Source organism: Dysgonomonas hofstadii (assembly GCF_014196915.1).
Lineage (GTDB): Bacteria > Bacteroidota > Bacteroidia > Bacteroidales > Dysgonomonadaceae > Dysgonomonas > Dysgonomonas hofstadii.
The window spans coordinates 16,545-41,797 of sequence record NZ_JACIEP010000003.1; the positions used below are offsets into that span (position 1 = coordinate 16,545).

The 25,253-nt window shown below is 38.0% G+C and carries 23 protein-coding genes; 13 read left to right on the plus strand and 10 right to left on the minus strand.

The window, feature by feature from the left end; all coding sequences use genetic code 11:
* Positions 1 to 47 precede the first annotated feature (47 nt).
* From GGR21_RS04445 to GGR21_RS04495, 11 genes are all read left to right on the plus strand, one after another.
* Positions 48 to 1,091 carry a DHH family phosphoesterase gene (locus GGR21_RS04445; RefSeq protein ID WP_183305990.1) on the plus strand — a complete coding sequence of 348 codons (1,044 nt, stop codon included), beginning with the start codon at positions 48 to 50 and terminating at the stop codon, positions 1,089 to 1,091.
* 14 nt (positions 1,092 to 1,105) lie between these two features.
* Positions 1,106 to 1,705 carry a DUF4827 family protein gene (locus tag GGR21_RS04450; RefSeq protein ID WP_183305991.1) on the plus strand — a complete coding sequence of 200 codons (600 nt, stop codon included), beginning with the start codon at positions 1,106 to 1,108 and terminating at the stop codon, positions 1,703 to 1,705.
* Positions 1,706 to 1,736: 31 nt separating this feature from the next.
* A complete protein-coding gene (glmM, locus tag GGR21_RS04455) occupies positions 1,737 to 3,122 on the plus strand; it encodes a phosphoglucosamine mutase (RefSeq protein ID WP_183305992.1) in 1,386 nt (461 codons plus the stop codon).
* Positions 3,123 to 3,189: 67 nt separating this feature from the next.
* Entirely contained in the window at positions 3,190 to 3,879 is a 690-nt protein-coding gene (locus GGR21_RS04460; RefSeq protein WP_183305993.1) for a DUF2461 domain-containing protein, read from the plus strand.
* A 32-nt stretch (positions 3,880 to 3,911) separates the two neighbouring features.
* Positions 3,912 to 4,808 carry a diaminopimelate dehydrogenase gene (locus GGR21_RS04465; protein ID WP_183305994.1) on the plus strand — a complete coding sequence of 299 codons (897 nt, stop codon included), beginning with the start codon at positions 3,912 to 3,914 and terminating at the stop codon, positions 4,806 to 4,808.
* A 90-nt stretch (positions 4,809 to 4,898) separates the two neighbouring features.
* Positions 4,899 to 5,720 carry a 4-(cytidine 5'-diphospho)-2-C-methyl-D-erythritol kinase gene (gene ispE / locus GGR21_RS04470; protein ID WP_183305995.1) on the plus strand — a complete coding sequence of 274 codons (822 nt, stop codon included), beginning with the start codon at positions 4,899 to 4,901 and terminating at the stop codon, positions 5,718 to 5,720.
* A 277-nt stretch (positions 5,721 to 5,997) separates the two neighbouring features.
* Entirely contained in the window at positions 5,998 to 6,975 is a 978-nt protein-coding gene (locus tag GGR21_RS04475; RefSeq protein ID WP_183305996.1) for a lytic transglycosylase domain-containing protein, read from the plus strand.
* A 23-nt stretch (positions 6,976 to 6,998) separates the two neighbouring features.
* Entirely contained in the window at positions 6,999 to 9,830 is a 2,832-nt protein-coding gene (gene uvrA, locus GGR21_RS04480; protein WP_183305997.1) for an excinuclease ABC subunit UvrA, read from the plus strand.
* A 650-nt stretch (positions 9,831 to 10,480) separates the two neighbouring features.
* Entirely contained in the window at positions 10,481 to 11,218 is a 738-nt protein-coding gene (locus GGR21_RS04485; protein WP_183305998.1) for a TorF family putative porin, read from the plus strand.
* Positions 11,219 to 11,288: 70 nt separating this feature from the next.
* Positions 11,289 to 11,648 carry a P-II family nitrogen regulator gene (locus GGR21_RS04490; RefSeq protein WP_183305999.1) on the plus strand — a complete coding sequence of 120 codons (360 nt, stop codon included), beginning with the start codon at positions 11,289 to 11,291 and terminating at the stop codon, positions 11,646 to 11,648.
* Between the two features lie 33 nt (positions 11,649 to 11,681).
* The gene (locus GGR21_RS04495; RefSeq protein ID WP_183306000.1) at positions 11,682 to 13,112 is read left to right on the plus strand and encodes an ammonium transporter; all 1,431 of its coding nucleotides are present in this window, start codon (positions 11,682 to 11,684) and stop codon (positions 13,110 to 13,112) included.
* Between the two features lie 78 nt (positions 13,113 to 13,190).
* Here the strand turns inward: GGR21_RS04495 and GGR21_RS04500 are convergent, their stop codons facing one another.
* From GGR21_RS04500 to GGR21_RS04525, 6 genes are all read right to left on the minus strand, one after another.
* The gene (locus tag GGR21_RS04500) at positions 13,191 to 13,637 is read right to left on the minus strand and encodes a VOC family protein (protein WP_183306001.1); all 447 of its coding nucleotides are present in this window, start codon (positions 13,635 to 13,637) and stop codon (positions 13,191 to 13,193) included.
* A gap of 198 nt (positions 13,638 to 13,835) precedes the next feature.
* Entirely contained in the window at positions 13,836 to 14,171 is a 336-nt protein-coding gene (locus GGR21_RS04505) for a YegP family protein (protein WP_183306002.1), read from the minus strand.
* A 494-nt stretch (positions 14,172 to 14,665) separates the two neighbouring features.
* Positions 14,666 to 15,487, minus strand: a complete 822-nt coding sequence (gene pyrF / locus GGR21_RS04510; RefSeq protein ID WP_183306003.1) for an orotidine-5'-phosphate decarboxylase — start codon at positions 15,485 to 15,487, stop codon at positions 14,666 to 14,668.
* Positions 15,488 to 15,503: 16 nt separating this feature from the next.
* Positions 15,504 to 16,589: a peptide chain release factor 1 gene (prfA, locus tag GGR21_RS04515; RefSeq protein ID WP_183306004.1), complete on the minus strand. Its 1,086-nt coding sequence runs from the start codon at positions 16,587 to 16,589 to the stop codon at positions 15,504 to 15,506.
* Between the two features lie 311 nt (positions 16,590 to 16,900).
* A complete protein-coding gene (locus GGR21_RS04520; protein ID WP_183306005.1) occupies positions 16,901 to 17,605 on the minus strand; it encodes an SAM-dependent methyltransferase in 705 nt (234 codons plus the stop codon).
* Positions 17,606 to 17,611: 6 nt separating this feature from the next.
* The gene (locus GGR21_RS04525; RefSeq protein WP_221232920.1) at positions 17,612 to 19,120 is read right to left on the minus strand and encodes a glycosyltransferase family 39 protein; all 1,509 of its coding nucleotides are present in this window, start codon (positions 19,118 to 19,120) and stop codon (positions 17,612 to 17,614) included.
* A gap of 126 nt (positions 19,121 to 19,246) precedes the next feature.
* On the opposite strand from GGR21_RS04525, the gene GGR21_RS04530 reads away from it, so the two are divergent.
* A complete protein-coding gene (locus GGR21_RS04530; RefSeq protein WP_183306006.1) occupies positions 19,247 to 20,635 on the plus strand; it encodes a methyltransferase RsmF C-terminal domain-like protein in 1,389 nt (462 codons plus the stop codon).
* A gap of 11 nt (positions 20,636 to 20,646) precedes the next feature.
* On the opposite strand, the gene GGR21_RS04535 is transcribed toward GGR21_RS04530, so the two are convergent.
* The 3 genes from GGR21_RS04535 to GGR21_RS04545 all read right to left on the minus strand — a co-directional run bounded on the left by GGR21_RS04535 (position 20,647) and on the right by GGR21_RS04545 (position 22,750).
* Positions 20,647 to 20,985, minus strand: coding sequence for a hypothetical protein (locus GGR21_RS04535; RefSeq protein WP_183306007.1), 339 nt, complete (start codon positions 20,983 to 20,985; stop codon positions 20,647 to 20,649).
* Between the two features lie 61 nt (positions 20,986 to 21,046).
* On the minus strand, positions 21,047 to 21,868 hold the full coding sequence (locus tag GGR21_RS04540; protein WP_183306008.1) for a glycosyltransferase family 2 protein: 822 nt from the start codon (positions 21,866 to 21,868) through the stop codon (positions 21,047 to 21,049).
* Positions 21,869 to 21,871: 3 nt separating this feature from the next.
* Entirely contained in the window at positions 21,872 to 22,750 is an 879-nt protein-coding gene (locus GGR21_RS04545) for a glycosyltransferase (protein ID WP_246347992.1), read from the minus strand.
* A gap of 336 nt (positions 22,751 to 23,086) precedes the next feature.
* Here GGR21_RS04545 and GGR21_RS04550 point away from each other — a divergent pair, with 336 nt between their 5' ends.
* On the plus strand, positions 23,087 to 24,184 hold the full coding sequence (locus GGR21_RS04550) for a Gfo/Idh/MocA family protein (protein ID WP_183306009.1): 1,098 nt from the start codon (positions 23,087 to 23,089) through the stop codon (positions 24,182 to 24,184).
* A gap of 47 nt (positions 24,185 to 24,231) precedes the next feature.
* On the opposite strand, the gene GGR21_RS04555 is transcribed toward GGR21_RS04550, so the two are convergent.
* On the minus strand, positions 24,232 to 25,188 hold the full coding sequence (locus tag GGR21_RS04555) for a hypothetical protein (protein ID WP_183306010.1): 957 nt from the start codon (positions 25,186 to 25,188) through the stop codon (positions 24,232 to 24,234).
* Positions 25,189 to 25,253 lie beyond the last annotated feature (65 nt).

Sequence of the window (25,253 nt, forward strand, 5' to 3'; positions counted from 1 at the left end):
TATTTTTGTGGCTGCGCTTAAAATATAAGAGAAAGAAGTATAAGTAAATGATTTCAAAGATAATAGCAAGCAAAAAGATAACTCAGGTTGAAGAATTGCTTAACAAATATGATAAGATTGTGATTGTAACGCATGTTTCGCCCGATGGAGATGCCATAGGCTCTTCATTAGGTTTGTATCACTATCTTAACGATTTAGGGAATAATGTGAATGTGATTGTGCCCAATTCCTTTCCCGATTTTCTGAAATGGATTCCCGGATCAAAGGAAATTATAGATTATGAGAGGTATACAGAATTTGCCCAAAGGCTGTTATCGGAAGCAGAATTAATATTTTGTCTCGATTTCAATATTCCAAAACGTACATATCTGATGGCTCAGGCTTTGGAAGCGGCTAAAGGAAAAAAAGTACTGATAGACCATCATCCCGATCCTTCCGATTTTTGTGATGTCGTGATTTCATATCCGGAAATATCATCAACCAGCGAACTTATATTTCGCCTGATCTGCCGGATGGGAGATTTCGAAGCTATGAGTTTCGAAAGCGCCACCGCTCTTTATACGGGTATGATGACTGATACCGGTGCGTTTACTTATAATTCAAACAATGCCGAGATATATTATATTATCGGGGAATTGCTGAAAAAAGGAATAAATAAAGATCAGATATATTCAAATGTCTATCACAACTATTCGGAAGACCGTTACCGGATGCTTGGTTATACGTTGTGCGACAAAATGAAAATTTATCCTGAATATAATGCTGCGCTAATATGGTTAACGAACGAAGAGCAAAAACGCTTTCATGTAAAAAAAGGCGATACGGAGGGTTTTGCCAATATGCCATTGAATATAAAGGGAATTATTTTCTCTGTTTTTATTCGAGAGGACAATGATTTTATAAAAATTTCGTTTCGTTCTCAGGGGGATTTCCCTAGTAACAGGTTTGCATCTGAATGCTACAATGGGGGAGGACACCTGAATGCGGCCGGAGGTGAATTTTATGGTACAATGGATGAGGCGATAGCTATTTTTGAGAAGGGCCTGTCTGAGTTTGGAGATTTATTGAAAAAAAACAAAACGAAAATATAATTTAATATTTACTGATGAGAAAGATAATAGTTACAATATTTGCATTGATGGGATTTGCTATCCTGTTTTCTGCTTGCGGTGGAGAAACGTATGCCGATAAACTAAAAAAAGAAAGCAAGGCAATTAACCGTTTTATAGATGATAACGGCATAAAGGTGCTTTATACATACCCGGACAAACATCAGTTTGCTGAAAATGAATATTATCTGGAACCTTCTACCGGAATATACGTTCATGTAATTGATTCGGGAATTAAAGATAAACCTTCGAAGGAAAACAAAACTCAGATATTTTTGAGATACGATGCTATTTATGATATGCTGGAAAATACAGATGTGTCAGGTTCTAATTTTTCGGGAGTAGCCATGTCATTCGAATATGGAACATCTTCTACATATTATAGTACTGATTATAGTACTACATATACGGCTCAGATGTACTATTTCCTGTCTCAGGCTTGTGTTATCCCGTTAGAGCTTGGTTTAGGTAAATACGCCGAGGTAAAATTAATTGTGCCTTTTGCCAGCGGCTCTACCTATCAGCAGTCCAGCTATGTACCGCTATATTATTCCAGATTGCAGTATAATTTCCTGCTGGATCAGCCAGAAGAATAAATAAGATTAAAAATACAACATTAGTAATACTATGACATTAATAAAATCTATCTCGGGAATCAGAGGGACAATGGGGGGAAAAGTCGGTGATGGACTTAATCCGTTGGATACAGTAAAATTTGTATCTGCATACGCTACTTTTATCAGGGAGAATGTGAAAAATGGTTCGAATACAATCGTTGTGGGTCGTGATGCACGCATCTCCGGTAAAATGATGGAACAGGTAGTTATAGGAACACTTATGGGGATGGGCTTTGATGTAACGAATATCGGACTGGCCACTACCCCTACAACAGAATTAGCTGTAACAATGGAAAAGGCTTGTGGTGGAATAATCCTTACAGCCAGCCATAACCCTAAACAATGGAATGCCCTGAAACTCCTAAATGAAAAGGGAGAATTCCTGAATGCAAAAGAAGGAGAAGAAGTTCTCCGTATAGCCGAATCGGAGGATTTTGATTATGCTCATGTAGACCATATAGGAAAAGTTGTTGAAAAAGATTATACTGATAAGCATATACAGGCGGTCTTAGATTTATCGTTAGTAGACATAGAGTCTATTAAATCTGCTGATTTTGAAGTTTCTATCGATTGTGTTAATTCAGTAGGAGGTGTCGTTATTCCTAAGCTATTAAAGGCTTTAGGTGTAAATAAGATAAACGAATTATATTGCACTCCTAACGGAGAATTTCCTCATAATCCGGAACCACTGCCCGAGCACCTGAAAGATATATCAATAATGATGAAGACCACTCCTTCAGATGTAGGTTTTGTTGTTGATCCCGATGTTGACCGTCTGGCTATAATCTGTGAGAATGGCGAAATGTTCGGAGAAGAATATACATTGGTTGCAGTGGCCGATTATGTGTTGAAACATACTCCGGGCAATACAGTATCAAATCTTAGCTCAAGCCGTGCATTACGTGACATTACACGGAAGTACAACGGTGAGTATTATGCGGCGGCTGTAGGTGAAGTAAATGTCACCACCAAGATGAAGGCTGTAGATGCAGTTATCGGAGGTGAAGGTAATGGCGGGGTTATATACCCGGCAAGCCACTATGGGCGTGATGCATTGGTTGGCATTGCATTGTTCCTGTCTCATCTGGCATTCGAAAAGAAAAAAGTAAGTGAGATCAGGGCTGAATATCCGCAATATTATATAGCAAAGCAAAAAGTAGAACTGACTCCGGCCATAGATGTGGATGCTATATTAGGTGCAGTTAAAGAAAAATACAGCCAGTATGATGTGACAGACATTGATGGTGTGAAAATAGATTTCCCCGATAAATGGGTACATCTGCGAAAATCAAATACCGAGCCGATTATCCGGGTTTATTCCGAAGCCCATACAATGAAAGAGGCCGAAGATATTGGAGGTGAAGTAATGGATGTAATAAAACAATTGGCAAAATAAGATCAATAAAATAGCAGTTTTAACAAAAACTGCTATTTTTGTCATAAAATACATCGAATTCGGAAAAATGGCTCAGAAAGATTTAATATTTAAAGGTTTTACTCCGCAGACTTTCCAATTCTTCAAAGATCTTGGAGAGAATAATTATAAAGAATGGTTCGATGCTAATAAGCCAGTCTATGAAAAGGTATTATTAAATCCATTAAAGGCTTTGATAACTACTTTGTCGCCGGCAATGCATAATATAGACCCGGGGTTTGAGTTGCGTCCGCATCGGGCGATGTCGCGTATATACAGGGATATACGATTCTCGAAAAATAAAGATCCGTATAAGGATTTTATGTGGGTTGCCTTTCAGATACCGGTTACAAATGATGTATGGAAAGACTATCCCGGTTATTTTATGGAATTCAGGGCTGATACATACACGTTAGGACTTGGCCTTTTTCAGCCGAAGAAGAAGGTGATGGATACTTTCAGGGAAGAAATTTCATATGATGCGGAAGAATTCAGAAGACAAACACAAACTAATGTTCTCGATCGTGGATATGCGATAGGAGGTGAGGAATATAAACGTCCTGTTCCGAATGATCTTCCTGAATATTTCCAGCCATGGATACAGCGCAAAGGCCTATGGGTGGAGAAAACAAGGCCTATAGGAGAAGAGTTATTTTCTTCCGGTTTTGTAAAACTGGTACAGGAAGATTTTATGGCTATGGAATGGCTGTATAATTTCATGAAAGAGTGTACATTGTAATTATAATCAAATAATATATAAATCAATAACCAATGAAAAAATTAAGAGCAGCGATTGTCGGATACGGAAACATCGGGCAATACGTTTTGGATGCGATTCTTACATCGCCCGAATTTGAAGTGGCCGGTATCGTGCGCCGTGATCCGAATAATGTGCCTGATGAAATTAAAAAATATCAGGTAGTTAAGAGTGTTAAAGAACTGGAAGATGTAGATGTAGCCATACTATGCACACCTACCCGCAGTGTAGAAGAATATGCGAAAGAATGTCTTGTTGCAGGTATCAATACAGTAGACAGTTACGATATACACGGAGGTATTGTCGCTTTACGTGCCAACCTCGATGCAGTAGCCAAAGCTAATAACACAGTTTCAATTATATCAGCAGGATGGGACCCGGGAACAGATTCTATGGTACGTTCCATGCTTGAGTTCATGGCTCCTAAGGGTGTTACATATACTAATTTCGGGCCCGGAATGAGTATGGGACATACTGTTGCTGTTAAAGCCATAAAGGGGGTTAAGGCCGCCTTGTCGATGACTATTCCGTTAGGAACAAGTATCCATCGCCGTATGGTATATATAGAGGTCGAAGATGGATATAATTTTGATGAGGTTGCAAAGGCTATCAAGACAGATGATTATTTCGTTCATGATGAAACTCATGTAATGCAGGTAGACTCTGTTGACAACCTCAAAGATATGGGACACGGAGTGAATATGGTTCGCAAAGGCGTTTCGGGAACAACCCAGAATCAGCTTTTCGATTTCAATATGCGTATCAATAATCCAGCTCTTACAGCTCAGGTATTGGTCGCATCTGCCCGTGCAACCATGAAACAAAAGCCTGGTGCATATACTATGATTGAAGTGCCGATTATCGATTATATATACGGCGATAAAGAGGCTTTGATAAAAAAACTGGTTTAATAAATTAAAAATGAAGAATTAAAAATGAAGAATATATAGATAGTTATTCAAAATTTTTAATTCTTCATTCTTCATTTTTCATTTACAAACATGATCTGTTTTCCGAATGCAAAAATAAATCTGGGACTGAATATTGTTTCGAAGCGTAGTGATGGTTATCACAATCTAGAAACAGTATTTTATCCTATTGGAATAAAAGAAGCATTAGAAATTATTATAAAGGAAGATCTGAAACAGGATTCTTTTTTTCAATGCGGAATACAGGTTGATGCGATTCCTTCCGATAACCTGGTGATAAAAGCCCTTAGATTAATGCGTGAGCATTACAATTTCCCTCCGCTTGAAATTCACCTGCTAAAGAAAATACCTTTTGGAGCAGGTATAGGGGGAGGATCGGCTGACGCTTCTTTTATGCTGAAACTCTTAAATGAGACTTTTAACCTGAATGTTACAAAAGAGAAATTGATTCATTTAGCCCTGCAATTAGGTGCCGATTGCCCTTTCTTTATTTATAATAAGCCGAAGTTTGCTACCGGGGTGGGAGAGATTCTTGAGGATGTGGAATTGTCGTTAAAAGATTATTATTTCGTGCTGATAAAACCGGATATACATATATCAACTAAAGATGCATTTGCTTTGGTGACACCACAACAACCGCAAACTTCATTAAAAGAGATCATCACTTATCCGGTTTCTTCATGGAAAGATCTGATGGTAAATGACTTTGAGAAAAGCGTATTTATTAAATATCCGCAGATAGAGGATATAAAGAAGGACTTGTACGAAAAGGGAGCATTGTATGCGTCTATGTCGGGATCAGGTTCCTCTGTTTTTGGAATTTTTAAGGAAGAAGTAAGTATTCCCGAAAACCTTTATGCAAACCACTTTGTTTGGGTAGGACAAGGTATGTAACAGTTTCCCATTCTTTTATAACTAAAAATAAAGTCGTACCTTTGATAGTTATTGTCTATTTTGGTGAAATGCCAGAATCTTTATCTATTAATAAAAAGAGGAATGATATTGTAATGGAAAGTAATACAAAAAAGAAAACAGGAGAAGTTGTAGAACTTTGTTACTTTTTAGTTAAAAGTTTTAGTTCTCCATTTTTTACTTTTAATTATTAGTTTTTCATTTTTAATTACTTTCATTACTTTTTAGTTAAAATGTTTTTGTATAAGTGTTATTTCTAATGAAAAAAAATATAATGTATTTTATTCCTGTTGTTTTGTTATGTGCGGCAGCTTTCATGTTTTTGTCCAATCATAATCAGGCGCAGGTTGAGGCAGAGAAGCCGTACGTGTTGTCTATGACAAAATCGGTAGAGGTGCCACAGAAAGTGCAATTTGCAGGAGAAGACATTGACTTGAGCCGGTACGATATGCATGAGCGGTTTGACAGGGAAATAAACGGGTTTACCTATCTTCATTCTACAACATTGCTGCTTATTAAAAAAGCGAACAGATTTTTCCTTGTGATAGAACCTATCTTGAAAGAGAACGGAATACCTGATGATTTTAAATATCTGGCTGTTATAGAAAGTAGCCTTAACCACCGTGCTGTATCTTCAGCCGGAGCTGCCGGCCTTTGGCAATTTATGCCTAAAACGGCTCCCAGTTATGGGTTGGAAGTTTCATCAGAAGTAGATGAGAGATATTCAATAGAAAAATCGACTGTCGCTGCCTGTAAGTATTTCAAACAGGCATATGCAAAATATGGCAGTTGGGCGAGTGTCGCTCTATCATATAATGCAGGACAAGGGCGTATAAGTGGTGAGCTTGACAAACAGCAGGCAGAAGATGGATTAGATCTTTGGCTGGTAGACGAAACTACACGTTATTATTTCCGCATGCTGGCGGTTAAGCAGATATTTGAAAATCCTTCCAGATATGGTTTTGTATTAACAGATAAAGATTTATATAAACCTATGGAGTTCAGGAAAGCCGAAGTAAGCCAATCAATCGTCGATTTGGCTGCATTCGCCAAAGACAACGGTGTATCTTATGCACAGTTGAAAGATTTCAATACTTGGCTTCGCGACCGGAAACTGACTATTTCGGCTAAAAGCCAGAGTTCATATACAATTTTAATTCCTACACAAGAATCCCTCTACTATAAAAAGGGCGAAAAAGTAAAGGTTCATGACAGAAGATGGCTTTATCAGGATTGATCGAGCATGACAGAATTAAATTAATGGAAACAAAAACAGAGAAAGAGACTATAAATGTGTACGGTGCACGTGTACACAATCTTAAAAATATTGATGTGGAAATTCCTCGTGATTCACTTGTTGTAATCACAGGGCTTAGTGGCAGTGGGAAGTCTTCGTTGGCATTCGATACCATTTTTGCGGAAGGGCAACGCCGCTATATTGAGACATTTTCGGCCTATGCCCGTAATTTTCTGGGTAGTATGGAGCGTCCCGATGTAGATAAGATCACAGGGCTTAGTCCTGTAATTTCCATAGAACAGAAGACCACCAATCGCAACCCACGTTCTACAGTAGGTACAACGACAGAAGTTTATGACTTTCTGCGTCTGTTGTATGCCCGGGCTGGGGAAGCTTATTCTTACCTGACGGGTGAGAAGATGGTAAAATATACTGAAGAGCAGATTCTTGACCTTATACTTGAAAAGTATTTGGGAAAAAAGATATATATGCTGGCTCCTCTTGTTCGTAACAGGAAGGGACACTATAAAGAACTCTTCGAGCAGATCAGTAAAAAGGGATATCTAACAGTCCGTGTCGATGGAGCAATACGTGAGATCATACCCGGGATGCGCCTCGACAGATATAAGATGCATAGTATAGAAGTCTTGATTGATAAACTGGTTGTATCCAATAAATTTATCGATAACCTCAAGGCAAGTTTACGTACGGCTATGAAGCTTGGAGAGGGATTGATCCTGATCCAGGATGTAGAATCGGACGAAGTCCGGCATTATAGCCGGCAGCTGATGTGCCCGACCACAGGATTGTCCTATAGTGAACCGGCTCCGCATACTTTTTCTTTTAATTCTCCGTACGGAGCATGTCCCCGTTGCAAAGGCCTTGGTTATGTCAATCAGATAGATATGACGAAGATAGTACCTAAGCTGCAGTTGAGTATATATGCGGGAGGTATTGCGCCATTGGGTAAATACAAAAACTCATTGTTTTTCTGGCAGATTGAAGCTATCTGCGAAAAACATGGTGTTACCATTAAAACTCCGATCAAGGACATTCCACAGGAGGCTATGGACGAAATCATGTTTGGAACCGACGAGAGGCTGCAGATTAAGAATGAATCGCTGGGAAGTTCCAATTATGTGGTGGCATTCGAAGGTGTTGCAAAATATATAGAAATGCAACAGGATGGAGACTCTTCGGCTTCTGCTCAGAAATGGGCTGAGCAATTTATAAAGACTGATGTTTGTCCTGAGTGTAACGGACAGAGATTAAATAAAGAAGCATTACATTATAAAATAAACGGAAAGAATATTGCCGAACTGGCGGAAATGGATATTCAGCATCTTTATGAGTGGATTAAAGATATGGATATACATATTTCCGAACGTCAGAAAGTAATAGCCTCTGAAATTAAGAAAGAAATAGTTTCACGTCTTTCATTCCTGCTCGATGTGGGTCTTAGTTATTTGTCCCTTAACAGGGCATCGGTTTCTTTGTCGGGTGGTGAAAGTCAGCGTATTCGTCTCGCCACACAGATCGGTTCTCAATTGGTAAATGTTCTCTATATACTGGATGAACCGAGTATTGGTTTGCATCAACGCGATAACAGGCGTTTGATAGAATCGCTGAAGAAATTACGCGATACAGGTAACTCGGTTATAGTTGTAGAACACGATAAGGATATCATGCTCGATGCTGATTATGTTGTAGATTTAGGCCCTTATGCCGGACGCCGTGGAGGAAAGGTTGTTTTTTCGGGAACACCTCAGGAAATGATAAAAGCAAGTACCATGACTGCCGATTACCTGAATGGAAAACTTAAAATAGAGATTCCTAAAAAGCGAAGGAAAGGTAATGGTAAAAAGATCACTATAAAAGGAGCCACAGGACATAATCTGAAAAATGTAAATGTAACATTTCCTTTAAATACTTTTATTTGTGTCACAGGGGTATCGGGTAGCGGGAAGTCCAGCTTGGTTAACGGTACTTTACAACCTATTCTTAGCCAACATTTATATAGATCATTGGCAGATCCACTACCATATAAATCACTGGAGGGGATAGATAATGTGGATAAGGTGATCAGTGTAGATCAGTCACCTATTGGACGCACACCCCGTTCCAATCCGGCAACTTATACCGGAGTCTTCTCCGATATAAGAAACTTGTTTGTAAACCTGCCCGAATCAAAGATCAGGGGATATAAGCCCGGCCGCTTCTCTTTCAATGTGAAAGGCGGGCGCTGTGAAGTCTGTGGCGGGAATGGTTATAAAACAATCGCAATGAACTTTTTGCCGGATGTATATGTACTATGTGAAGAATGTCATGGAAAGCGTTATAACAGGGAGACGCTGGAAGTCCGTTTTAAGGGAAAATCAATAGCAGATGTGCTGGATATGACTATTAATATGGCTGTTGAATTCTTTGAAAATGTACCTAACATTCTTCACAAAATTAAAGTCCTTCAGGAAGTGGGATTAGGATATCTTAAATTAGGGCAACCTTCTACAACTCTGTCAGGAGGAGAATCTCAACGTATCAAATTGGCAGCTGAATTAGCCCGTGTCGATACCGGAAATACAATATATATTCTGGATGAACCTACAACCGGATTGCATTTTGAGGATATACGCGTATTGCTTGGAGTACTTAATAAATTGGTAGATAGAGGGAATACTGTAATAGTAATAGAACATAATCAGGATATAATTAAAAGTGCCGATTATATTATTGATATGGGGCCCGACGGAGGAGTTGGAGGTGGAACCGTAGTCACTACAGGTAAGCCGGAAGATGTTGTTAAGACAACCAACAGCTTTACAGCTGAATACCTAAAAGATGAACTTGTTAATTAAGGATAAAAACAAATATATTTTATAAAAAAAAATAGATACTGTCTATTGTCATTGTGTAAAATTTGCATATCTTTGTTGTGTCAGTTTGCATATAAAAGAATATATAAGTTTTAATTTTTGAAAAGTTTTAATAACTGATTAGATTATAAAACTGAAAAGAAATATAATGAGACATAGGGTTGGTTCCTGATTTTGAACCAATTTCAGGCTGCGATCAGCTCTATTGTGTAGTTTTGTAAAGTTTGTGTTAAGGTTGGGAAGTCTGCGAAGTTGATTTCGCGGACTTTCTATTTTTATGCATATTTCTTTCGTTAATTTATCTATACTCAGGTAAATGATTAATATTAGATATTGATTGTTTTCTGAGATCTTTTGAAATAAATTTTTAATCACAATTCTATCGTTTAATAACCTTTATTTGATAAAAATATCAAGGCTATATTGTTTTTAATCAATTCCTTAGTTTAATATTCAAGATGTTTGAAATTGATTGTATATAAATTTCTTTAAATTTTATCTCTTTAAAATTTGTTGGTTAAAATATTTTGACATAATTTTGTTGAATAATAAAACAAAAAGATCACTCTTCTCCATTTTTCTAATCAAAAAGAAGATTAAATTATAAATTTAACATCTTTAAATATTTGATTATGAAAAGCTCTATTTTAAGGAAAATTATTTGTTTGGTTATTGTATTCACATGTTTATCCTCTGTCTCATTACAGATGAAAGCCCAGTCTGGTATAGATGTTGACTTTGGTGCAGATCTTGTCAGTTCGTATGTCTGGCGTGGTGTTAAATCTGCCGGAGCCAGTGTGCAGCCCAACCTGAGTGCAAGTGTAGGAGGATTTTCTCTAAGCGCATGGGGTTCTACCGATTTAACCAGTAAAGAAGGTAAAAAAGAGGTAGACTTCACTGCCGCTTATGAAGTTAGCGGACTTAAGTTGGCTGTCACCGATTACTGGTGGGATGGAGAGGGTGTTTATCGTTACTTTAGTTATCCTAACGATGGTTATAGCGGCCACCTGTTGGAAGGAACTATTGGCTATACCTTGCCTGAATCTTTTCCTCTAAGTATTACCTGGAATACTTTTTTCATGGGAAAGGGAAATAAGAAAGCAGACGGAAAGAACAGCTATTCTACTTATGTTGAATTTGCATATCCTTTTTCAGTAAAGGGAGTGGATATGGGAATCTCTATGGGATTCACTCCCTGGCAGAACACTACACTGGGAACAGACAACGGTTTTAAAGTAACTTCTATTTTGTTGAATGCATCTAAAAGCATAAAAATCACAGATTCTTTTTCTCTACCCGTATTTGCTAATATAATAGCTAATCCGGCACACGAAGACATACATTTCGTATTTGGTATATCTATCAGGTAATTATCATTGGTTCTGGTAAAATTCATTTATATAACAGGTTCGTTAAAACCAATTGTAAAATAAGTAAAGTATGAAAAAGATTGAAGCAATCATCCGTAAATCAAAATTCAATGAAGTGCGTTGCGCCTTGCATGAAGCAGATATCGACTTCTTGTCGTGGTGGGATGTAAAGGGGCAGGGGAGTGCCCGCCAGGGATTAATATTCAGAGGAATAGCATATGATGTGAATGCTATAGACCGTATATTCATTTCGTTTGTCGTCAGGAATATAAATGTCGACAAATCGATTGATGCCATATTAAGGTCGGCATATACAGGAGAAAGTGGTGATGGAAGAATCTTTGTGTCGAGTATCGAGCAATCTATCCGTATTCGCACGGGAGACCATGGGGATGAGTCTTTATACGATAAAGAAGAGGAAGATAAGTAAATAAATTTCATGGTTAGGTAAAAAATAATAAATATGAAACGAAGATTTTTTAAATACATCGCAATATTATTGGTCACTTTTGTAATTGCTCCTACTATATTAACAGCTCAGGATTCGATAGCCACAACAACCGATTCAGTTCAGATCGTTGCGGGAATTACTACACCAATCATAGAAGAAGTTTCTGCGACAGCAGAAGTGTCGGGCCTGGACTCTGGTAATACAGCCTGGATTATTGTTGCGACAATTCTTGTTATGATGATGACTGTTCCCGGACTGGCTCTCTTTTATGGAGGCTTGGTACGGCAGAAGAATGTACTGAGTATCATTATGCAATGTCTCATTATAACAGGAGTCATCAGTATACTCTGGATTTCATTCGGATATAGCTGGGTATTCGGTACCTCTTTCATGGACTCTGAAAGCTCTTTAGGAGCTGTGATCGGAGGATTCGATAAAATATTCTTAAAAGGTCTTTCCCTAGAAACATACATAGACGGTGTAGGTATACCTGAAATACTTTTCGCCTTGTTCCAATGCATGTTTGCTGTTATAACACCGGCCCTTATTATCGGAGCATTTGCCGAGAGGATCAAATTTTCGGGCTTCCTTGTATTTACTATCCTCTGGGCTATTCTTGTATACAATCCAATGGCTCACTGGGTATGGGGTGGCGGTTGGTTGATGCAGATGGGCGCTATCGACTTTGCCGGAGGAACAGTGGTGCATATCAATGCTGGTATTTCGGCTTTAGTAATGGCTATTATGCTTGGTCGTCGTAAGGGATACCGGACTATAGGCCACCCGTTTACTCCACACAATATACCGTTCGTCTTCATCGGTACAGCATTACTTTGGTTAGGCTGGTTCGGGTTCAATGCAGGTAGTGGACTGGCGGCAGACGGATTAGCTGCAAATGCTTTTCTTGTAACACACCTTGCAACCTGTATGGCGGCTGTAATCTGGATGAGCCTGGAATGGATCATGTATAAAAAGCCGACAGCCGTAGGGTTCTGTACCGGAGCTGTTGCCGGATTGGTAGCTATAACTCCTGCAGCGGGAACTGTCGATGTGCTAGGTGCATTTGCCATAGGTGGAATCTCTGCTCTGTTTTGTTTCTGGATGGTTGCTTATGTGAAACCAAAACTCAAATATGATGACTCTCTGGATGCTTTTGGCGTACATGGGGTAGGAGGGATAGTCGGATCTGTCCTTACCGGGGTATTTGCAACTCAAGCCATAACCGGTGCTGATGGTGCGCAGGGAGCCCTGTATGGCGACTGGAATCAATTATGGATACAGGTAGTGGCAACGTTCGCTTCTGTAGCGTATAGTGCAATCCTTACCTTCATCCTGTTCTTCATAGTTAACAAAACAATAGGCCTGAGAGCGTCAAAAGAGGAAGAATCTATCGGGCTCGATATATCTCAACACGGAGAAATAGCTTATAGTGAAGATGAATAAAAAAATACTAAGTACTATTAAAAACACACATTTTTAGTCAGAAGCGAGGGGAGGCCTATCCACCCTCGCTTCTTTATATTATTTTTCGAATTTTTCCATATCATCCAACAGGTCTTTATCCCATTTGTCCCTAGCCAATTCCGAGAATAACTCGATAAGATTTCCATCTACATCTCTGAGGTGTACCGTTCTCATACCCCATCCACCCATATCGGTAGGCTGGTTGATAAATTCTACACCGCGAAGCTGTAATTCTTTATAAGTTTCATCCACATTATCCACATTTAAGATAATAGCGACCTTTTCCCGACTATTCTCTGGTAGAGGCATGTCTGAATTACCAATCGCTTCGGCCATAAGGTTGGATGGAAAAATAGAAAGGCTGTCAGGGTTATCCCCTATGTCGAAACTGGCGTATGCTCCACCCAATTCACCCCATGTTACTTTTAATCCCAGCTTTTCAGAATAGAATTTAAAGCTTTCATCAAAATTCTTTACTAGTAGTCTGATTCCAATTAATTTCATAATATTATATTTATTATTAGTATCTATTTCTTTTTTAATAATTATATCAAATTGATATATATATAGTGTTTTTATATATAGATAAAGATATAAAAATATTATTCAGAATATTTTAGATTTTAATGTTTTTTGATATAGATAAAAAAGACAAAAGCCCCGAAAGGGGCCTTTGTCTTTTACTGTTATGCATATAATTTATTATTCTGCGGTCAGATCTTCAACATCTGCATCAGGAGCATTTTTTTTGACGGAAGCAATTCCATTATCACGACTGACTACACTTTCATACATTTCACTGGTTCCGATAATCTGGCCGTTACTGGCTTTCAGATTGAAATATGGCTTTCCGTTTTTAGCTTCCAGTTTTTCAAATCTTTCGTCGAGTTGGCTATTTTTCTTTACAGATTCGATCCCTTTTTTACAATTTTCTTTTGTTGTATAGCCTTCACTGCTTAGAATAACCTGACCGTTAGAGGCCTTCAGATTGAATTGGAATTCTCCGTCTTTTCTTTTCTTAATTTCAAATTTTCCCATTTTGTTTCGTTTTAAGAAGTTCGTATTATGTAAACATCAAACATTTAGAAAATGTTTAATGAAATCTCACAAGGTTAATACGATTCAAAATGAAAAAGAATAAACGATCTTTATTTTTTAAGATGTTTAGTTTCTTTGATTAGTTCAAATACGGCAAAGGGTACTAAAATTAATAATATTCCCGTACAAATTAATTTTAATTCAAGTCCAAATGCTAGTCCAGATAGAACCGGAGTGGTTACCAGTATTGAAATAAGAATTAATAGTAAGCTATATCTAATACTTTTTTTCATAAAAACTATATATAAACAATATTACATAATATGAACTTCTTAAAACGAAACAAAATAAAGAAAAAGATTAGGCTGTTACTACTGCCACTACTACAGCAGCATAAATAATTAACTAAATACTAAAGTGTGTGTTGTAAAAATAACAAAAATAGGTTATAAACCAATATTTTCCAGATAATATATAGCGCTATTATAATAAAGCTACATATTCATCAGATATCCAGCCATTTCTTCCTGTATCTTCTTCGCTTCTGCAGCAGCGGCGAAAGCAAATTCACGTGTGCTGTCAGCATAGATTATTGCCCGCGAAGAATTAACCAATAGTCCACATTGCGAATTCATCCCATATTTCACTACCTCTTCGAGGCTACCACCTTGAGCACCTACTCCGGGTACCAGCAGGAAATGATTCGGTGCATATTGGCGTATATCAGTGAACATGCTCCCCCGGGTAGCTCCCACAACATACATCAACTGTTCATCGGTAGCCCATTCCTGAGATTTTTTCAGTACTTTTTCGAACAGGCGTTCCCCGTTTTTGTCTTCTGTCAGTTGAAAGTCTGCAGAGCCTTTATTCGATGTCAGTGCCAATAATATCACCCATTTGCCCGGATATTTAACGAATGGCTTTACGCTGTCCTCTCCCATGTAAGGAGCGACAGTGACGGCATTTGCCTTTAGGTGTTCAAATGCTGCAGTTGCATACATCTCAGATGTATTGCCGATATCTCCGCGTTTAGCATCGAGGATAATGAACTGATCAGGATATTTTGTGCGTATATATTCAATTGTTTTTTCCAGAGAGATCATTCCCTTCACGCCCATGCTTTCATAAAAAGCAGTATTGGGTTTGTAGGCCACACAATATTTCGCTGTGGCATCTATAATCGTTTTGTTGAATATGTAGATCGGGTCTTCTTCTTCGAATAAAAATGAAGGTATCTTTTTTATATCGGTGTCGAGTCCTATGCAAAGAAAAGACTTTTTCTTTTTTATATTCTCAAATAATTCTTGTTTTGTCATAATTGTTTTACTTCTTCTATAGTTCACTTTCCTTTAATCTCTCGGTATTTTCAGCAATTATCAACTGATCTAAAATAGGTTGAATATCCCCATCCATTACTCCCGACAAGTTATATAGCGTAAGATTGATGCGATGATCGGTGACACGGCCTTGTGGATAATTATATGTCCTGATCTTTGCAGAGCGGTCGCCTGTTGAAACCATTGTTTTACGCTTGGATGCTATTTCATCCTGATATTTTGTTAATTCTATATCATATAGTTTAGCTCTCAGCATCTGCATGGCAAGTTCCCTGTTGGCTAATTGCGAACGTGCCTGCTGGCATACAACCACTATGCCCGACGGCTTGTGGGTTAATTGCACTTTGGTTTCCACCTTATTTACATTTTGCCCTCCTGCACCGCTCGAACGTGCTGTCTGCATCTCGATGTCTGCCGGATTTATATCTACGTCCACCTCTTCAGCTTCGGGAAGAACTGCAACTGTGGCAGCCGATGTATGCACCCTTCCCTGAGTTTCGGTAGCAGGTACACGCTGCACACGGTGTACACCCGATTCATATTTCAGAATGCCATATACACCTTCTCCTGTAACAGTGAATATGACCTCTTTGAATCCGCCCGAAGAACCTTCCGTCAGACTGGTTACTTCTGTTTTCCAGCCTTTATTCTCGCAATACTTCTGATACATCCGGTAAAGGTCACCTGCAAATATGGCAGCTTCGTCACCTCCTGTACCTCCTCTGATCTCGACAATAGCATCCTTACTATCTCCCGGATCGGCCGGAATAAGCAATAGCTTTATATCTTCTTCAAGTTCGGGTAAGCGGATTGTTGCGGCATCCAGTTCTTCTTTTGCCATTTCCCTTAATTCTGCATCATTTTCTGTTTCCAGAATGTTTTTAGCTTCATCTATTGTTGTCAGCAGTTGCTTATATTCGTTGCGGGCTGAGTTGATTTTCTCCAGGTCGCGATATTCCTTGTTCAGCTTTACATAGCGTTTCATATCCGAAATAACGGCAGGGTCTGTTATCAGTTTGCCTATTTCTTCGAAACGTATGACCAGTGTATCTAATTTCTCTAATAATGACGTTTGAGCCATGTTTTCTCTCTTTTTTAATTCGGGTACAAAGGTACTGAAAAAGGCTTCATCTTCAACAGCCGCAAAACATAATTTATGAAAGGAGGATGAATATTTATATGGCGTTCTGTTTTAACAAAAGTCTGATATTTCATTCAGTTAACAGTCAACAGTTAGCAATTAATAAAAAAGTTACAAAAGTTACACTTTTGCAGTATTTTTCTCGCAAAGACGAAAAGTTTTTTGTTTACAAATTTCAAAGACCGTTCACATTCTTTGTTTCCCATTAACAACATACAGATAAACTATTATAAAAAAGATGCAGGAAATGACTATTTATAAAGCAGAAATATGCATAATTGCTTGTTCATGTCAGGCAATTGCTTGTTCCATTGTTTAACAGTCATAGTTCTGATGTATTCGTTGTCGCAGGTAATGTTCATTGCAATGCATAATTTTGTGTTCGGGTTGCAATGTTTGAGTATGTCCTCGACAAGCTTCAGGTTTCTGTATGGGGTCTCTATAAATATTTGTGTTTGATGATCCCGGTATATGTTTGTTTCCAATTGTTTCAGTTTTTTTATCCGCTCAGAAGCTTCTACTGGGAGATATCCCTGAAATGCAAAACTCTGACCGTTGAATCCCGAAGCCATGAGTGACAGCAGAATGGACGAAGGGCCTACCAGTGGTACTACCTTGATGTTCTTTTGCTGTGCAATAGCTACAATGTCACTGCCTGGATCGGCTATTGCAGGACAACCGGCTTCTGAAATAATTCCTACATTAAATCCTTTGGTAATCGGTGTCAGGTAATTTTCAATTTGCTCGGGGTTGGTATGTTTATTCAGCTCATAGAACGTTAGTTCATCTATATCGATGCTGTTATCTACCTTTTTCAGGAAACGGCGCGCAGACCGTATGTTTTCAACAATGAAATATTTCGTTTGCAGGATTATTTCTTTATTATACGGAGGCAGAACCTGTTCGATACCAGTTTCGCCCAATGTTACAGGAATAAGATATAATGAAGGCTGCATAATAGCTCAATCTTTTCTTTTATACAAGTGAAAAAACTTATCTCCTTTATCAATATATGTATCTATCAGATCGTAATTTTCTTTCAGATAAGGCAGATTATAAAAATAGTCGAAATTCAGCGCTTTCTCCGGCAGAATAACAAATTGTATTTCCTTGTTTTTTATATAATCCGTCTGCGCATTACGCATCTCAGGATACATCTCGTAAGTAATATTGGGAGTGATGAAATACTTAACATTCGGAATAATGTTTAATTGGGTGAATATAACATTGTTTTCGTCCAGTCCCATATTCATCAGTGTGGGATTGGTTTCAGCCCCAATTATACTTTCGAAATGACTGTATACGGTAGTTTCTTGTTTTCTACTCAATAAATCCTTTATTTCGAAGTCGAAAAAGTTCTTTTTGGAAATTCCCCAGTTCAGAGCCAATACAGCGCATATGGCATAGATATACCATTCCGGTTTCAGATTTAAATGATTACAGATGACTATGAAGCCAAGTAGTCCGTATATATAATATACTATCGTATAATAATAGAGAAACTTCGGAGTAATAAATATAACACTATAAACAGCAAAAAAGGAACAAATGATAGCGATCTTACCTAATTTATTCTTAATGTATCGGATTGGGAACCATATCGCACCTGTGAGTATAATGATAAAGTCGAACGGCTCGAATCTCAATCGCAGATAGAAACGCACAGCCAGTTGCTCGATCACTTCGGGTAATGTTCCTATTTCAGCGTAACTTCTGTTGAGGACTATATAAATATTCCAGGCTTCGGACAGGGAATTATTTACAACAAAATATAAGATAAACGGTAATGTTACCACAAGAACACCTCTGGCGAACGCGATTAGATTATGCAGCAGGTTTTTATATTCCTTGTTTATCAGTATATTCAGAAATATGGCAAGTACAGGGAAAAACCAGAAGATGGCTAGATTTATCTTTATGAAAATCACGGCTGTGAACAAAATTCCGTGAATAAGCATATCAGTCGGCTTATGCCTTATTGCCGTACTATCTTTAAAATACGAAATAAAGAGGAATAAGCTTATGACGGCAAAAACTGCGATGAATTCTTCAGCAGAGCCACCTTCCGATGTATGTGTTGTTATAAATACAGGGAATAAGACTGTTGCAATAAAAGCATATATCTTATCAAGGTATAGCCTTGCTGTATAATATGCTGCAAAAACCATAAGAGTCCAGCAAGCAGACTGTATAATATATACACCCAGAAAGCTACTATTGGAGATCAGATAACCAATACCGTAAATTACGAATATCAGTGGCCCTTTGTGGTCGAAGGTTTCCGAATAGATCGTTTGCCCGTTAAATACGGCTTTACCTATGTTGAAGTAGAGATTGACGTCAGCCCATGCATTTGTCGGATATAGAGGCGACATCTTGGAACAGAAGAAAAGTAGCAGGAATGTATATATAGCCAAAGTAATAAGGATATTCCTGTCTTCTTTTATTCCAATGCTTCTTATTATACTCATATCTTGTAAAATTGGATGTAAAAATAGGAAAAATATTGCTGTCTACGAATTGTTTTTAAGTATTCATTAGTTCCGGATATTGGAAGAAGCGGTAAAACTTCTATTTTTGTATTTAAAAAACTAAAGATGGCCGAACTTTCCATTGATTTTATATCCCGAACGAAGAAACTGCTTTTTAAGGATTGGGACTTGTTTGCTGATGCGCTGAAGAGTGAGTCTCCGGTAAGTATACGCTTAAATCCGGCTAAGGCTGATGTGAAAAAAGTTGCATCTTTCTCTTCTGTATTATGGAACAGTGACGGGATGTATCTGGAAAAACGCCCCCGGTTCACTTTCGATCCGTTATTTCATTCGGGGGCTTACTATGTTCAGGAAGCATCTTCCATGTTTATCGGTCATGTTCTGAAGCAATATATGGACGGCGATTTGAAAGTGCTTGATCTTTGTGCGGCTCCTGGAGGAAAGTCTACATTGTTGGCAAGTCTGATGAACAGGAACAGTTTGCTCGTGTCTAATGAAGTGATCCGTTCCAGAGCGAATATATTGGCTGAAAATATGATTAAATGGGGCTATCCGAATAATATAGTAACAAATAACGATCCGGCACAGATAGGGAAGCTACATAATTACTTCGATGTAATTCTGGTGGATGCTCCATGTTCGGGTGAAGGAATGTTCCGAAAGGATGAAGGGGCTATCAACGAATGGTCTGTTGAGAATGTAAAGCTGTGTAAAGAACGCCAGCAACGGATTCTTGCCGATATATGGCCTGCATTAAAGACTAGTGGAATACTTGTGTACAGCACATGTACCTATAATCTCGAAGAAAACGAAGAAAATGTAGGATGGATAAGGGATGAGTTGGGAGCAGAGGTTTTACCGGTAGAAATAGAAAAGGGGTGGAGGATATCTCCATCTTTTGTAAAGGAGGTGCCTGCCTACCGTTTCTTTCCTTATAAAACCAAAGGTGAGGGCTTTTTTTGCGCATTATTGAGAAAAACAGAAGAAGCCGATGACTGGACAGATTTGCCTAAAAAGCCGAAAGATAAAGGAAAGAAGATGAAAGAGTCACTGCCGGTTGAATATAAGAACTTTCTTCTGAATGATAAGGAGTTCTCTTTTTACACAAGTAAAGAGAGATGGTATGCTTTCCCGGCGTCAATGTATGATGATCTGTCAACTCTGAGAAAGTCCCTGAATGTAATGTCAGAAGGTATCTGTCTTGGAGAGTTTAAAGGAAAAGACTTTGTCCCGGATCAGTCATTGGCCATGAGTATATACCTGAATAAAGAGAATTTTATCATACACGATATAGATTGGAGAACGGCAATCAATTACCTTCGCAAGGAACCTCTTGCATTACCAGATCAACCCAAAGGGTTTGTATTGCTTACATATAAAAATATGCCGCTAGGTTTTGTGAAGAACATAGGTAACAGGGCAAATAACTTATATCCACAAGAATGGCGTATCAGGTCATCTAATATTCCCGATGAACCGACAGATGTGTATTAATGCTGAGTTTCTTAATCTTTTAATTGTGCCTCTTCGTAGACATAGGGTTCTACATAAAGTCCACTTTCGTTAGCTCCTAATATGTAATTCTGATCAGCTTCTATTGAAGCGTGCACAAGCGCAGGTGTCCTTTGATATGTAGCACCATGAGCTATGATACTGTACTTTCCCGGTTGCAGATAAATTATTTCAACCTTTCCTGTGAGTAACCCTTTTCTCTTTTTGCTTTTTTCCCAATAGAAGTCATTCAGTTTTTGCTCATTTATCGAATCAACTTTGATAAAATTAAATAACTTTCCACATATCAAAGGGGGCTCTTTAATTTTACTTTTTGAATCAAAAATACTCATAATAGTTATTTTTAGATATAGATTTAAGTTTAGTGTTCTGAGTTCTGTAAATATATAACTATTAATCCAAATTAACAAATCTAAATATTCTTCCTAGCTTACAAAATACTCTGAAGCAGTTGTATATCCATCTTTTAGACTTCATTATATCAGTCACAAATCCGTTTTGTTCCAAATAATAAAGCCGTTCTAATTTCTTTACTGCGCTCTCTTTTAAAAACTCGCGGCAAACTTTTAGTTTCTCCGGATAGATCACCTCTCCTCCGATCTGCGTGCTGAAACCTTCCATATTGTAGATGACTATGAAAGTATCCACATATCGCACAGGCAACTGATCTATAGCTATCCCTTGAAAAAACAATTTCCAATCTGCTACCACCCGCAGGCTTTCATCATATAATCCGTATTTTTCGAAATTATTGCGATGAATAAAAAATGCCTGATGACAAAGAAATCCGGAGAATAGTTCATATACAGCCAAATGCCAGTCGCGGTCTCTGTAAGAAGTATCTGCTTCGAGCTGTCCGGCGACTTCCATATAAAAGCTGCCGCAAATGAACGGATCGTGCGGATCATTTTTAAATACTTTTTCCAGAGTTGTATTTTCATAAAGCGCATCGCCCGAATTCAGAAAATAAAGGTATTCTCCTCTGGCCTGTTTTATTCCTTTATTCTGTGCATTATATATGCCGCTGTCTTTTTCACTTACCCAATAAGAAATCTTATTTTCATATTCTTTGATAAGCTCCACATCCCCTTTAGTAGAACCTCCATCGATAATAATAAATTCGTAATCAGTAAAAGTTTGAGAGACAACACTTTCTATGGTTTTTTCCAAACCATCTTTGTTGTTAAGATTTATAGTGATAATAGATAACTTCATGGTTTATTTTCTTCTCGACTCTATTAAGAAAGGATTAATAAGGGCTAATTTCTGATATAGACTAAGTACAGCAGCGGCTTTCCGCAGACTGTAACCTTTTGCATAATATATTTGTAGTTTATACATCCTTTTTATACGTTCTACAATTGCTTTTTTATATCCATTGCTTGTATATTTATTGAATTCATGCAATAAGTATACCATCCATGCAGTCTGGTTCAAAGGCTTTAAGGTGGATGACATTCCACCCAGATGCTGCCTGTAGACTGCCATATATTCAGGTAGGAATTTTATTTTACCTGACAGTGATACAATCAGTTGCAGCGCATAATCGCCATTCTTCACTGTGTAATACCAGCCGGGTGTTTTATGTGCGTCCTTGCGAAAAAAAACAGAAGCAGTGAGTAATCCCCAGTCTTTGTTTATCAGATCCTCAGTTGTCAACTCATCTTTTTCCATTTCTATATTTTCATCCAGTACGCCGCACATCAGAGTATGCACTTTGTGAGAACAAAGTGCAAAATCAGGATTGTTCTCCATAAAATCCACTTGTTTTTGCAGCTTATAAGGATCTGTCCAGTAATCATCTCCGTCGCACAAGGCGATATATTTGCCTTGTCCGCTTTCTATGTTGTTTATCCAGTTGAGCATCATGCCCTGATTTGGGTCATTCAGTCTCAGGCGAATAATGTCGGGATATTTCTGATGCATATCGATGCAGATAGCACGGGTATTATCGGTGCTGAGGTCTTCTCCGATAACTAGTTCGAAAGGGAATGTAGTCTTCTGTGATACAACACTTTCGATAGCTTCGGCAATGAATTTCTCATGATTGTAAGTAATCATGGAAACAGAGACCATTATATTTTTTTGCTCATTCATTTTAACAAAAAAGTGACAAAAGTTACGAATTCAGGAGTTAGTAGAATTGAAAATCGGCGGATCCAAAAAACTTGTTTACTTGTATCTCGTTTACTTGTCAACTAAAAATTAACTAAAACCTTACAAACTTGTATATGTTTTTCAAAGTTACTTCTTTTTTCGATATCATCTTTTCACAGTGTTGATAAATTGAAATATATAGATAAAGATGTTTGAATTTATTAATATTTAAGTACATGAAAATATTTGCGTCAACAGTGGATATATTAGAGGATAAATAGTCGAAAAATCAGATTGTTATATTTATCTTTAAACCTTAATTTAGCAATACCGGCAATGAATAGAATGAAACTTATTTATCTGATAATATTATCAGCTATTGTAACAACAATGACCGCTCAAAATGATAAGCCTTTACGGCTGGGTATAGCAGGGCTTTCACACGGACATCTGTGGGAAGTTATATCGCGTCTCGATCGTGGAGATTTCGAAGTAGTAGGAATAGCAGAAAGAAACACTAAACTATGGAATAATAAAACGCTGCGAGCGAAGGTTGATGAAAAACTATTCTTCGAAGATATAAATGAGATGCTCGACAAGACCAGGCCCGAAGCTGTAATTGTATATGAAAGTATTTACGATCATCTTCGTATCATAGAAGCCTGTGCTCCCAGAGGCATCCACGTTATGGTAGAAAAGCCACTGGCAACTACTACAGAGCAAGCGAAGCGTATAGCAGAACTGGCTGAAAAATATAATATAATGGTGCTTACCAATTATGAGACTACTTGGTATCCAGCTAATCATAAAGCATACGAATTGATAAATAATCAGGGGAAAATAGGAAAATTATCCCGTATCAACGTATATGATGGACATGAAGGCCCTGTTGAAATAGGCTGTGGCCCTGAATTTCTCGAATGGTTGACCGATCCTCTTCTGAACGGTGGAGGAGCAGTTGTCGACTTTGGTTGCTATGGTGCAAACTTAACTACATGGTTGCTGAAAGGGCAAAAACCACTAAAGGTAACAGCCACGCTAAAACAATTGAAACCGCAGATTTATCCAAAAGTAGATGACGATGCCACTATCGTATTGGAATATCCCGAAACAACGGCTGTTATTATGGCTTCGTGGAACTGGCCGATGGGCCGGAAAGATATGCACATATATGGAGCCAGTGGATATATCTATCAGGATGATCCTACTAATATGCGTATATATGCAGATAAGAAGCAGACTACTACTGTTGCGGAAAAACTTCCGACGCCTTACAATGATTCATTCTTTTATCTCAAGGCAGCTGTCAGGGGAGAAATAGAAGTGAAGCCAACTGATCTTTCGTCTTTGGAAAATAATCTTATCGTAGTTGAAATACTGGAGGCTGCCATCAAAAGCAGCAAGACAGGAAAAGCCGTAGAATTGGATAGATAATATTTTCCTGTATGTGAAGAAACGTTTCTATATTGTCTGGTGCGGATTTATCCGTGCCTTATTACATTCACTATCCTTTCCATATCCTCTTCATCATACCGGTGGTCGCAAGGTAATGGCAATAAATAGTTTACAATCTTATATTCGGCCGAATCTTTTTCTACCAGGTCTAATGTCGCTTTCCAGTAAGTGGAAACGTATATTTTGTTTTCGATCAGCCTTTTTCTCAAGTGGGGATCTTCCGAATAGAACATATAGCTCAGAGGGCAGGTATCGGCAGGGAAATCGTCATATTCGAATTTATTCTCTTTTCTCAGAACGGCATGCAGATAACGAAAATTCTTTATCTGCCTTTCTTTCAGATTTTCATAATCGAGACTTTTCAATAAAGATTCTCCCAGATTCGACATCCGTTTAATCGGCTGATTGATAAGTCCTGCGCAATAATTGAGGTAATCCTGATAGGCGGAACTCGCACTACCGTATTCAATCCGTTTCATCAAATGCGTCATGTGGGGGATAGCGTCATCCTGATCAAATTCTTCATCCAATAAAATATCTGTGAAAAGATATGCGCCATCAGGTAATCCAAAGAATTTCCGAGGTGAATATATTGTATCTATCCCTTCATATGGCTTAGAAAAGAAAGCATGGGTATTATCAATAATCAGTTGCTTACCCAAACGTTTAACTAATTTTTCTACTGTACAGCATTTGATGCCGTAAGTATCGGAGTAAAAGAAAACTTCATCTTCCTCCAACTTCTTATCAAAAATAGGATCAAGTTTAAAATCAACGGAATAGAATTCATATTCAATACCTAATTTACCCATTGGTTCCCAAATTACTTCCGAGTCGAGATAGGGAATATATATCTTTTTATATTTTTTCGCCCTGAGAATATACTCAAGGCAATTGCGGGCAGTATTTAGTTGTATTGCGCCTTTATGGTAATGTTCTCCTTTCCGGAGTTGAAGTTCAAAGTATCCGCCTATTTCTTTCATCTTGTCAATTAGCAGATTAGCAGATTGGTAAATTAGCAAATATTTTCATTGGCTAATCTCCGAAT